Raw genomic sequence first — 12,373 nt, forward strand, 5'->3', positions numbered from 1 at the left:
CCCATTTATAGCTCTATATCTACTGATTCCAATTGGTTATTACTGGTTAAATAATATAGTTTGCCATCAGCAATTTTTATGCCACGAACTACTTCTTCTAGTACTGTTTCTCCACTTGTAAGGTTTAAAATCTTTAGATTTGTTGATAATCTATCTCCCTCACCTTTGGCATCTACTTGGAAATAGAAAATATTATTTCCTATAATTTCTTGGTGGCCTGTTTCAGCCCACAAAAATGGGAATTTTTGGTCATTGGCATAGATATTGTCATTGTCAGCCCTTAGTATCTTCCAGACTGGCTTGCCATCTACAAATCTTTTTTGGCCAAATAAGTATTGGAGATTGAAATCTTTTTCTACTAACTCCGCCTCTTGGTCTAGGCCCTTTGATAAATCTAGTTTGTATAGGTCATAGTTATAGGCATCTTCTTTGTTATCGCCAGGTTTTGTAAATTGAAGTTCTCCGTCTATTACTACTGCACCACCTGTCATAACGTCTATTGTATCTTCAAAATCGTGAACTTCACCTGTTGCAAGATCTACGTATCCTATGGCATTTTTTTCATTTTCTAAGGTTTCTGTTCCATTGATATCAGACTTAGCATAGTAATTATGGAAGCCATAAATCTTATCTCCAACTAGACCTAGAGGACGAAATTCTTCATCTGAAGGAAATTCATATAGGCTAGTGACATTCTTATCATTCATCCTAACAACGGTTACTTTATCATCTAAATCTTCTACATTACGTTTTGTTCTAATAAAAATATTATTTGAATACTTCACATAATCATAATTATATGAGTCATCGCTTGGGGATACTATTCCATTTTCATCTACGATTTCCCCATCTTCGTTTACACTTCTAAATGTTGAATATGGTAGGAAGAACAAATCATCAGCGGTAACTTCACCTTGTTTTTCTTGATCAACATTTTCTTCTTCCCCAGGCTTATCTTCTTTAGATTCTGTTTCTTCTTTATCTTCTTCGCCTTCTTCTTTATCGTTTATATCTTTGTCAACTTTTTTGCTTTGGTCTGTATCTTCTGATGCATTTTCTTCAGAATTTTTATCCTCAGACTCCTCTTCACTTTCCTCTGGTTTTGATACTTCTATGACTTTCTTTTGATCGTCTTTATTCTCTTCTTCGATTTGATTGTTATCCTCTCCTGCTGGCGCACTGGAATTAGTACACCCCATAAGAGCTAGGGATAGGACTGCTATTGGTATATATTTTTTCATTATCTTCTCCTTAATTTGCTCTTAAAGCCTCGATTGCTGAAAGTTTTGTAGCTCGTCTTGCTGGTAGATATCCTGCTAATACACCAACTAGGGCTGAAAATCCTACTCCAACTATGGCTAGCCAGACTGGAATAATTATTATATTTCCGCTAGTGCCAAACATTGAGTTGGGATCTGCTCCCAGAGTGCTATTTAATAGCTTAGCAACGAGCAATGAAATGACAAGACCAAGTATGCCTCCAAAAAATCCTATAAATCCAGACTCTATAAGAAACATAGTCTCAACATCTCTAACTGAGGCTCCTATTACTTTCATTACCCCAATTTCCTTTTGTCTCTCATAAATACTCATTAACATAGTGTTTATGATACCTATGGCTGATACTATAAAGGCGATAGAACCAATACCTCCAAGAATAAGCATAATTGTCCTTGTTTGGTTTTGAATTTCTTCGTTAGTTTCGGCCATTGAATGAGTTTGATAACCTAGTTGTCTTATTTCTTGTTCGACTGCTTCTACATTTTTGACATCATCTACTATAACTTGTAAATTGTCATAAGTTATTTTGTCACTTGTTTCAGGGATTGGATTTCCTTTTTCGTCAAATGATTGGTTTAAGCTAGGAGACATTATCTTAGCATCTTCTTTTTTTAACATTTTGAAGGTTGCTTCAGATATATAGGATCCCCAGCCAGATAAAAATGAGTTTTTGTTTAGTTTGCCTGCTATTTCTATTGGTACATCTGTATATTCTGGTTTTTGTTCTTCTTTTTCTTCAGATCCATTTTGAGGATTTTCATTGCCAAAATTGACTCCATCGTCCTCTTCTTCAAAGACATAGCCTAAGCGGATGAAGTACTGGTGGGCATTAAAGTCAAAGTCCTCTACTGGCTCCATATAAAAACTACCGCCACCTTCTGCTATTTGTTTGGTTGCTTGGGTATTTTGTCCTAGAAGAATTTTATTATCATCTTTGGCATTTGGTGGATTTCCAAAATCCATCATATCTTTATCAATCATTGAAAACACATTGTCAGGAATGATATTTATAGACCCGTCAATTTCATAATCTTCAGTATCAGACATCTTTATTTGGACATATACATTCTTACTAGGCACCACTGCCTTAACATGGCTTACACTTTTTAAGTCGTTTAGCACCTTATCATTTATAGTAAGATTGCCTTGACCAGATCCGTCCATGACATCTATAGTGGTAAGGCCTTGGAAGGATTCTATCATCTCTTTTTGCGAATTGCTAATGCCTTCAGCAAAGGCAAGCATTAGGATAATAGAGGTTGAGCCTATAACAACTGATAAGATAGTAAGAATAGTCCTAGATTTACGACGCCAAAGATTCCTTAGGGCCATTATAAATCTATCAGATATCTTCATCTTCTATTATTAGCTCCTTCTCTTTTTTATCTTTTGATCTTTTTCTTAGTAAGACAACTACAAGGGCTGCGATTATTGCTAGTCCAACCCACAAGAATGGAGATGATAAGAGGCCTCCGCCTGCGTTTTGGCTAGGATCTTCTCCCATGCCGCCATCAGCTGGTATCATTTCACCAGTTTCTGGGTCTTGGATCATACCACCTTCCATGCCATCCATGCCTCCCATATCCATAGAGGTTACATTGGAATTGAAATTTTGTGTTTGTGTGTGGACATTGCCTGCTGAATCTTCGTAGGTTAGAAGAATCTTGCCTTCAACATCTCCCTCTCTTTCCGGAGTGATATTAAAGGTGAAAGTTTCAGTTGTTCCTGTATTAAAATTACCTATAAATCTTCTGTCATTATCTATTGTAAATCCCTTGCCTATGACATCACACATAAAAGTATTTAGGTTGTCCTTGCCTGTATTATAGATGTTTACAGAAACTTGAGTTTGCTGACCAACTATTAAATCTTCGTGCTTTACATCGCCAATGGTTACATTTGCCCTTTGGACAACAGGGATACCTATAGACTCCTTGGTGGTGTATTGGTTGCCCCAGTAGTCTTCATATTCCAAGGTTAGGCCAATCACATAGTTGCCTGCAGCAGCATTTGGATTTACATTCATGGTGATGTACTTATTGGAAGTATTCCAAGGGTAAAGAGCAGCTAGATAAAAGGAATTTGATTGGTCAACAGGACTAAAGACTGAACCATCGCTTACAAGGGCATTGTTATCTCCGCTTGCTTGGGGTTGGGATTGGAGTTGTGACTCTATAGTTACCTTAAGGTTATAGATGGTGTTTTTGGCGTTGGTATTATACAAGGTAAAGCCAAGGTTAAAGGAATCTCCAGCCTCTACAGTTTGTGGATTCAAGCTATAGTTTGAAATTATAAGCTTCGGTTGGTTTTTCATTTGTACTTGGTTTGTTGTATCATCTCCTGAAGCGTTGCCATTTGAAGAATCATTTCCATTTATTTCATCATAATATGTCGTCATTTTCTAATACCTCATCAATAGTTAAATTCTTATGTATATTTTCTATCTTTCCATCTCTCATAAATAAAGTTCTATCAGCAAATTCTGTCATCTCATCATCATGAGTTACCATAATAAAGGTCTGTTTATTTTTCTTGGTGATGTCCTTTATGAGCTGCATTACTTCAAAACTTGTCTTAGTATCTAGGTTTCCCGTTGGTTCATCTGCAAAGATAATCTTTGGTGTTCCAACAAAAGCACGGGCTATGGACACCCTTTGCTGTTGACCACCAGAAAGCTCATTTGGCTTGTTGTTCATCCTATCTTCTAGACCTACTTGTTTTAAAATCTTGTAGGCTTCTTTTTTCCTCTCTTCTACTCCGATTCCCTTAAAGGTTAAAGGCAGGGATACATTTTCCCATGCCGTTAGGTAGGGCAATAGATTGTAAGATTGGAAAACAAAGCCAATATTTAGATTCCTAAACTTGGTTATGTCAGTTTCCTTTAGCTCATTTAAAATAATATTACCATACTTGATGGAACCCTTGGTCGGATACTCAAGACCAGCCAGCATATTTAAAAGAGTTGACTTGCCAGAACCAGATGTCCCAAGCAAGGCTATAAATTCACCTTTTTCAATGTCTAGGTCTATACCGTCCAGAGCTTTGATGATATTATTTCCAATCTTATAGTATTTTTTTAAAGATCTTACTTCAATTAGCGACATCATTAACTCCAATTTTTGGTTTTTTTCAAAATGTAAAATATATTACAAAATAGTGTCATACTATTAGACACACACTCTGTTTGCATTATTATATCATTTCAAATGATTGTTGACAATTATTTATTTAAATAATATTTATATTCATTTACATCACAGAAAAAGAAACATATATTAAAATAACCTATAAGATTTTTAATCTCATAGGTTAGAAATTCAAATTATTTAATTTATATATGTAATATTATCATCTCTGATATCCCATATTATCTCCTGGTAGGTCCCATCATAGATCTTTAGAATCTTATCCATAGAAAGGCTCATCCCATCCATTTTCTTGAAGTCCTCAAAATCTATCCAAGAAAGCGTCCCTTCTCGATTATCTCTGATAAGCTTACCACTATACTTACTTGTCTCATAAAGAAGACCCACATCCTTATAGTCATCAGAAATCCAAGTTATAAATCCACAAAATGTCAAATCAGAAATGTCTAGACCAGTTTCTTCCTTGGCTTCCCTTATAGCAGAATCATAAAAAGATTCATTTTCTTCTACTTTGCCCCCAGGAAAAGTCAGTCCTTCCCAGCCTTCTTTTTTCACCTTATCCAAGATGACAACTTCATTTGTATTAGGGTTTATAATTTTTATCATATTCATTAGTCTAGTTTTCATATAAATTCCTCTAAATTATTAATCATACATTAGTACTTTATTGGTATTTATAATTTTTACTAGTTATAGGCATAAAAAAACTGGCGACTAGCGCCAGCTTTTTGAATTTATTTCTTGCCTTTGTTTTGAGAAGCAGATTTTGCTTTTTCTTCTCTACGTTTTTTCATAGAATCTTGGATTCCCTCAACTATTGCGTCCATTTCTGGTTCTTTCATACGTTTTAATGAACTTGTGATTTCTAGTTGTTCTGGAAGAACGTCCATAAGTCTCATTTCTTCATCTAGGTATTTTTCCATTTTTTCTGCAGCTTGTGGTGCCCAAGATCCATTTCCTATGATAGAAACTGCTCTGTTTTGTACGTTTAGAGCCTTCATATCTTCTATGAAGTTTTGCATTGGAGGATATACTCCAAGGTTATAGGTTACAGATGCAAGAACTATGTTAGAATATTTGAATGCTTCTGCTATTAGAGTTGATACGTGTGTACTTGATACATCTCTTAGGCTAATATCTGTGATGCCTGCTTCACAAAGTTTGCTTGCTAATGCTTGAGCAGCATATTCTGTGTTGCCATACATTGATGCATATACTATTAGTACACCTTCTTCTTCTGGTTCATATGTTGCCCAGTGGGTGTATTTATCGAGGATATAGCCAAAGTTATCTCTCCATACCAAGCCATGTAGTGGACAGATGTATTTGATGTCAAGTGTTCCAGCTTTTTCAAGAGCTTTTTGTACGAAGGTTCCGTATTTTCCTACGATATTTGTATAATAACGTCTTGCTTCGTCTAGGTAATCACGATCCCAATCAACTTCGTCTGCAAATAGTCTACCGTTGTTTGCTATAAATGATCCGAAGGCATCTGCTGAGAATAATACACCATTTGTTGTATCATAGGTCATTAGAACTTCTGGCCAGTGAACCATTGGTGCTTCCACGAAAGCTAGGGTATGTTTACCAAAGTTCATAGAATCGCCTTCTTTAACTTCGATATATCTATCGTCTACGTGATAACCAAATTGTCTCATAAACATTACTCCTTTTTCAGAAGAAATGATTTTAAGATTTGGATATCTTTCTAACATCAATTCGATTGATGAACAGTGGTCTGGTTCCATGTGGTTGATAATCATATAGTCTAGGTCACGTCCATCAAGAACACGGCTTACATTTATGATATATTCACGAGTGATTGCCCAGTCTACTGCATCTACTAAAACTGTTTTTTCATCCATTAGTAGGTAAGAGTTATATGATACACCTTCAGGAATTGGGAATATATTCTCAAATAGGGCAAGTCTTCTATCATCCCCACCTACATAGTATAAATCTTCTGTTACTTTTCTAACTGTATACATATTTACCTACTTTCTATCTTCTGGGAATTCTACTTTGATAAATTCTTCTTTTGCTTCACCTGATACTGGTGATACCCAGCTGTCTGGCAATTTATCAAATGGTGTTCCAGGTTCGATACCTTGTGTTGGATCGCCAACTTCTGGGTCATATTCATAACCTGAACCTAAGTCAACATAAACATCTTCTTTTGGAGCCATCTTACGTGGTTTGCTTCTTTTTACTTTCTTCATTGGTGGAGCTGGTTTCTTTTCTTCACCATTGTCAAGTTCTGCTATTAGTAGTGGTAATACTTCTTTGAAGTCTCCTACTATACCGTAGTCAGCGTTTGCAAAGATTGGAGCGTTTTTGCTGTTGTTGATTGCAACTATTGTAGATGCATCACGGATTCCTTTTAAGTGTTGGCCAGCTCCAGATACTCCAACTCCGATGTAGAGGTTGTTTTTGAAGTTTTGTCCACTCATACCTACGTATCTATCAAGTGGAACGTATTTTAATGTTTCTGCTACTGGTCTAGAAGATGATATAGCTGCTCCTGCTTGGTAAGCTAAATCTTCTATTAGTTTCATATTTTCTTTTTCGCCAATACCACGGCCAGCTACTACTATTCTTTCAGCTTCTGTTACTGGTGTCCATGGATCGATTCCTACTGTGAAGTCATATCCGTCTTTTTTAAGGGCTGCTACTAGATTTTTAACCGCCTCTTTAGGATCTCCCTCAAAGATTTCGCCCTTTCTAACTCCTGCGATTGGACCTTGTTTAGATTTTCTTCCAACTGCTTGGACTCTGGGAGCACGACCTACTGTGCTTGCTCCAACTACTACTCTCATGATTTCGTTAGTACCTTCATAGATTTGAGTGATTTTTGCGTCTCTGAAGAATCTTTCAACGTCAACACCCTTGATAAATCCTGAACCACCGTAAAGTTGGATAGCTTCAGTTGTTATTTGCATTGCAAGATCTGATGCAACTTGTTTTGCCATAGCAGCTTCAGCAGAATATCTTTCGTGGTGAGTCTTAAGGTCTGCTGCATGATAAATCATAAGTCTAGCGCCGTGTAGATATGTTGCCATATCAGCAAGTTTAAATGTATTTCTTTGTAGGTGAGCTATAGGAATACCAAATTGTTCACGTTCTTTTGCATAAGCTAGAGCTGATTCATAAGCACCTTGTCCAATACCTAGAGCTTGAGATGCTATACCAATTCTACCTCCGTCAAGTGTAGCCATGGCAATCTTAAATCCTTGACCTTCTTTTCCAAGTAAGTTTTCTTTTGGAACTTTAACATTGTCAAAGTGAAGCTCTGCTGTAGATGAAGATCTGATACCTAGTTTGTCATAGTGATCAGAGAAGGTAAATCCTTCAAATTCTTTTTCTACTATGAAAGCTGAAATACCATGTGTTCCAATACCTGGTGTTGTTACTGCAAATACAACATATGTGTCAGCTTTTGGAGCATTTGTTATAAATATTTTTTTACCGTTTAATATGTAATGATCTCCGTCAAGTTCTGCTGTGGTTTCTGTACCGCCTGCATCTGAACCGGCGTTTTCTTCTGTAAGACCAAATCCACCTAGTTTTTCTCCCTTAGCAAGTGGAACTAAGTATTTTTGTTTTTGTTCTTCTGTACCAAAGGCAAATATTGGCCAGCTTCCTAGTGAGGTATGTGCTGAACAAATTACACCAACACCGCCGTCAACTCTTGATAATTCTTCTACTGTTATAGCATAAGAAATTGCATCAAGGCCTTGGCCACCGTATTCTTTTGGATATGGGATTCCCATAAATCCTAGTTCGCCCATTTCTTTTACAATGTCATCAGGAAATTCGTTGTTTTGATCTAGATCAAAGGCAATTGGTTTTACTTTTTCTTCAGCAAAAGCTCTGACTTTTTTACGTAAAGCTTCATGCTCGTCTGTTGTTCTAAATAGCATTGAGACCTCCTTTATTTATCACTACTATTTTACTATAGTATAAACCGTAGAAAACGTTTTGTCAATAGATGTTTGTATTTTATTTTTATCTTGATAATATTACTTAAATTATATTATTAAAGAAAAAAAAGACTGACAAAAATAAATCTATTTTCATCAGTCATTAATCTTATAATTTTTCTATTTCGATTTTAATCTTCTTATCATTTAGGTCTATTTCCTCTGCTGATAAGTCTTTGTTACTTAGACTATCTGCTAGGGTTTCTTTCTTGATTTCATCGGCAAATTTTTCCAATGATTTGCTTAGCTCTTCTTCTGCTCCATAAGAGATATTGATCCTATCAGTCACTTCGAAGCCAGAGTCTTTTCTCAAGTTTTGAATTTTTGAGATAAACTCACGAGCATAACCTTCATCTTTGAGATCTTCTGTGATTTCAGTGTCTAAAACAACAAATACATTGCCGTTCATTTCCACATCAAAACCTTCTTTGGCAGAGATTCTTACATCTAAGTAGTCGCTTGTAACTTGGTATTTGTCACCGTCAAGATCAATCTCAACAGGTCCCTCGTTAGTTTGATTTACAAAGTCCTTGGCATCAACACTTGCCAAATATTTTGCAAAATCATTTACCTTTGATTGGAATATGCGACCTACCACTCTAAAGTCTGGTTTTAGTGAAAAATTCATAAATTCAGAAAGGTCATTTGCAAATTCTACTTCTTTTATATTTAGCTCTTCTTTGATTAGAGGAATTAGGTCAGAAATCCTATCTTGGTAGGAACCATCAACTATAATTTTGGCTAATGGTTGGCGCACTTTGATCGATTCTTTCTCACGGCTTGCACGGCCAAGGTTTACAATTTTTCTTACTAAGTCCATATCAGCCTCTAGGCTCTCATCTATGAGATTATTATTTGCTTCTGGCATGATTTGAGTATGAACTGTCTTTTCATCTGTTAGATTTCTATAAACCTCTTCTGCTATATGAGGTGTTATTGGCGCAATTAGTTTTGCAATAGTTATTAGGGCATCATAAGTTGTTTTATAGACTGCCTTTTTGGAATCTGTAAGTTCACTCATCCAAAATCTCTTTCTATTGCGGCGGATGTACCAATTTGATAAGTCTTCTACTACAAAGTCTGAAATCAAGTGAACAACCTTGTTGTAATCAAATACTTCCATTTGTTCACTGTATTCTTTTATAAGTGTGTTTAGTCTAGAGTATAACCACTTGTCAATTTTTTCTAATTTTACTTCCCCAATATTTTTAAGGTCTTCTATACCGAGATTGTCAGTATTTGCATATAGGCTAAAGAAGTTGTAGACATTTTCGTAGGTTCTAAAGAAGTTGTTTCTTACTTCAACCAAACCAGCTTCATCAAATTTTGTTTGCATCCATGGTGGTGATACATATAGGGAATAGAATCTAACTGCATCTGCCCCGTACTTGTCAAATAGAGCAAATGGATCTAGGGTATTGCCCTTTGACTTAGACATTTTTTGGCCGTTTTTGTCAACTACTAGATCATTTACCAATACATTTTTGTATGGTGCCTTGCCTGTTGTTATAGTTGATATAGCCATAAGTGAGTAGAACCATCCACGAGTTTGGTCTATACCCTCACAGATAAAGTCTGCTGGATAATAATTTTCAAATAGGTCTTTATTTTCAAATGGGTAGTGTAATTGGGCAAATGGCATTGCTCCTGAGTCAAACCAAACGTCAATTACATCTGGCACACGGTGCATAGTTCCATGGCAGTGGTCACACTTGATAGAAACTTCGTCTACATATGGTCTGTGAAGTTCTATATTTTCATCTATATCTTCTATGGCAAGCTCTGCCAGTTCTTTTCTTGATCCTACTGTTCTTGTATGGCCACAATCATCACAGCGCCAGATATTAAGTGGTGTACCCCAATAACGGCTTCTAGATATAGCCCAGTCTTTTACATTTTCTATCCAGTTTCCAAAACGCTTTTCACCTATAGTTGGTGGATACCAATTTACAGACTTGTTGTTTTCAACTAATTTATCTGAAAACTTGCTCATCTCTATATACCAAGATGGTGTTGCATAGTAAACTAGTGGTGTGTGGCATCTCCAGCAGTGTGGATAGTTATGTTCTACAGTTTGTTTTTTAAATACTTTGCCTTCATTTACAAGGTGGTGCCAGATATCTTCATTGGTATCAAAGATGAATTGGCTCTTCCAAGGAGTATCTGTAAACTTACCTTCTTTATCAACAGGTTGAACGAAATCTAGGCCATACTTTCTACCAATTTGATAGTCGTCCTCACCAAAGGCAGGTGCAGAGTGAACTATACCTGTACCATCTTCTGCAGAAACATAGTCTGCAAGTGTTACTATAAAGGCCTTTTCTTCATTGACATCTACATATGGAAGTAGTTGCTCATATTTCATATATTCCATATCAGAACCCTTGAGAGTTTCTACCACTTCGTATTCATGGTCAGTCATCAGACTTTCACACAAGGATTTTGCCATATAATAATAAGCATTGTCAGTTTTATCAAATACTTTTACATAGTCAAGGTCTGGATTTACTGATAGGGCAACGTTAGATGGAAGTGTCCATGGTGTTGTTGTCCACGCTAGGAAATATTCATTTTCTGTGTCTTTTTTCTTAAACTTGACTGTAAGGGTGATGGTTTTATCCATTTGGTAACCTTGAGCTACCTCGTGGCTTGCAAGACCTGTACCACATCTTGGGCAGTATGGCATAACTTTTGCCCCTTCGTAGATGTAGCCATTTTTGAAGGCCTTATCTAATAGATACCATTCTGTTTCTATATAGTCGTTGTCCATGGTTACATAAGGGTGATCCATATCATATAGAAATCCCATGCGATCAGACATATCACGCCACATATCAGAATAGGTCCATACTGATTCTTTACAAAGCTTGTTGAACTTTTCTATACCATAGCCTTCGATGTCGTTTTTGTCGTGGAAACCTAGTTTTTTCTCAACTTCGATTTCTACTGGCAGACCGTGGGTATCCCAGCCTGCTTTTTTTAGGACCTTGTAGCCTTTCATATTCTTGTAACGGCTAGTCATATCTTTTAGTGTTCTTGCTATAACGTGGTGGATACCTGGCTTACCATTTGCTGTTGGTGGTCCATCATAGATTATGTATTCTTCTGCATCCTCACGTGTTTTGAAAGTTTCTTCTAATAGGTCGATTTCTCTCCAATATTCTTCTATACTTGCTTCACGATTTTTTGTATCGCCTGTATTTAGAGATTTGAATTTACTCATTTTTACCTCCTTAATAAAAAAGAACCGTCCATACAGACGGTCCACTTATTGATAGTTTTGCTCTTAACGATTGGCTTTCGTGCAAGGCTAATAATTTCACCTTGCAAACTAAAAGATGATATTCGCTTATCCTTCCCTTAGCGCTTTTCACCAGCCAGCGCCTCTCTATAAGTTATTGATAAGTTACTGTTCTCTATAACGTTGATATTCTACATAGATAATACTAATCTCGCCCTACTTGTCAAGGGCAAAAGCTTTAGATATGTTTTACTACCTTGAATTTATATAAGGAAAATACATCTTGACTATCTACATTTGCCTTATCTAGGGCATCTTCAAACATTTGATAGTCAGACTCATAGTCATTTCTAAACACCATAGTGTCTTCGTTGTTGTATTTGACAACTAGGCCATGGTACATACCAAATTCTTCCATATATTGGATTTGTTGGACCTTAACTACTTCATAAACCATGATGTACAAATCATCTATGCCATAGTTTACCAAATCAATGGCATTGTTAAATATAGTAGCGTTGACAGATTCATAGATCACATCAAGGCCTATATCAGAACGAGTTGGGTAGATAGAACCACTTGTTTCAATCCTATCTTCCTGGCTAACAACAATGATTGCTCCATTGTTGTTTTTCTTAAATTCCTCGTCGTAATCCTTTAAATAGGTCTTGTTTTCCTCGTAGTATTTAATTGAATCTTTTGCTAATTGTACTAGTTTGTCCATA

General features: G+C 36.3%; 9 protein-coding genes. All 9 read right to left on the reverse strand.

Translation table 11 applies throughout. From position 1 onward, the window contains the following. Positions 1 to 5: 5 nt before the first annotated feature. Positions 6 to 1,241 carry a hypothetical protein gene (locus tag QNH69_RS01085; RefSeq protein ID WP_282928800.1) on the reverse strand — a complete coding sequence of 412 codons (1,236 nt, stop codon included), beginning with the start codon at positions 1,239 to 1,241 and terminating at the stop codon, positions 6 to 8. Between the two features lie 10 nt (positions 1,242 to 1,251). Continuing rightward, complete coding sequence (locus tag QNH69_RS01090) at positions 1,252 to 2,637, reverse strand: ABC transporter permease (RefSeq protein ID WP_282928801.1); 1,386 nt, start codon at positions 2,635 to 2,637, stop codon at positions 1,252 to 1,254. Further along, a complete protein-coding gene (locus tag QNH69_RS01095; RefSeq protein ID WP_282928802.1) occupies positions 2,624 to 3,679 on the reverse strand; it encodes a CARDB domain-containing protein in 1,056 nt (351 codons plus the stop codon). Before QNH69_RS01095 ends, QNH69_RS01090 begins: the two co-directional genes overlap by 14 nt. After that, entirely contained in the window at positions 3,663 to 4,385 is a 723-nt protein-coding gene (locus tag QNH69_RS01100; protein WP_073997235.1) for an ABC transporter ATP-binding protein, read from the reverse strand. Before QNH69_RS01100 ends, QNH69_RS01095 begins: the two co-directional genes overlap by 17 nt. A gap of 222 nt (positions 4,386 to 4,607) precedes the next feature. Further along, positions 4,608 to 5,054 (reverse strand): NUDIX domain-containing protein, encoded by a 447-nt coding sequence (locus tag QNH69_RS01105; RefSeq protein WP_282928803.1) that lies wholly within the window; start codon positions 5,052 to 5,054, stop codon positions 4,608 to 4,610. Between the two features lie 107 nt (positions 5,055 to 5,161). Next, the gene (locus QNH69_RS01110; protein ID WP_282928804.1) at positions 5,162 to 6,415 is read right to left on the reverse strand and encodes an FprA family A-type flavoprotein; all 1,254 of its coding nucleotides are present in this window, start codon (positions 6,413 to 6,415) and stop codon (positions 5,162 to 5,164) included. A 6-nt stretch (positions 6,416 to 6,421) separates the two neighbouring features. Further along, entirely contained in the window at positions 6,422 to 8,347 is a 1,926-nt protein-coding gene (locus QNH69_RS01115) for an acyl-CoA dehydrogenase family protein (protein WP_282928805.1), read from the reverse strand. 169 nt (positions 8,348 to 8,516) lie between these two features. Then, the gene (ileS, locus tag QNH69_RS01120) at positions 8,517 to 11,630 is read right to left on the reverse strand and encodes an isoleucine--tRNA ligase (protein ID WP_282928806.1); all 3,114 of its coding nucleotides are present in this window, start codon (positions 11,628 to 11,630) and stop codon (positions 8,517 to 8,519) included. A 256-nt stretch (positions 11,631 to 11,886) separates the two neighbouring features. Then, positions 11,887 to 12,372: a hypothetical protein gene (locus QNH69_RS01125; protein ID WP_282928807.1), complete on the reverse strand. Its 486-nt coding sequence runs from the start codon at positions 12,370 to 12,372 to the stop codon at positions 11,887 to 11,889. Position 12,373: the final 1 nt, after the last annotated feature.

This window comes from Anaerococcus sp. Marseille-Q7828 (assembly GCF_949769285.1).
Taxonomy (GTDB): Bacteria; Bacillota; Clostridia; order Tissierellales; family Peptoniphilaceae; genus Anaerococcus.

Excerpts from the sequence above, each read along its gene's own strand:
- QNH69_RS01085 (WP_282928800.1), bottom strand. The coding sequence starts at position 1,241 with ATGAAAAAATATATACCAATAGCAGTCCTATCCCTAGCTCTTATGGGG.
- QNH69_RS01090 (WP_282928801.1), bottom strand. The coding sequence starts at position 2,637 with ATGAAGATATCTGATAGATTTATAATGGCCCTAAGGAATCTTTGGCGT.
- QNH69_RS01095 (WP_282928802.1), bottom strand. The coding sequence starts at position 3,679 with ATGACGACATATTATGATGAAATAAATGGAAATGATTCTTCAAATGGC.
- QNH69_RS01100 (WP_073997235.1), bottom strand. The coding sequence starts at position 4,385 with ATGTCGCTAATTGAAGTAAGATCTTTAAAAAAATACTATAAGATTGGA.
- QNH69_RS01105 (WP_282928803.1), bottom strand. The coding sequence starts at position 5,054 with ATGAAAACTAGACTAATGAATATGATAAAAATTATAAACCCTAATACA.
- QNH69_RS01110 (WP_282928804.1), bottom strand. The coding sequence starts at position 6,415 with ATGTATACAGTTAGAAAAGTAACAGAAGATTTATACTATGTAGGTGGG.
- QNH69_RS01115 (WP_282928805.1), bottom strand. The coding sequence starts at position 8,347 with ATGCTATTTAGAACAACAGACGAGCATGAAGCTTTACGTAAAAAAGTC.
- ileS (WP_282928806.1), bottom strand. The coding sequence starts at position 11,630 with ATGAGTAAATTCAAATCTCTAAATACAGGCGATACAAAAAATCGTGAA.
- QNH69_RS01125 (WP_282928807.1), bottom strand. The coding sequence starts at position 12,372 with ATGGACAAACTAGTACAATTAGCAAAAGATTCAATTAAATACTACGAG.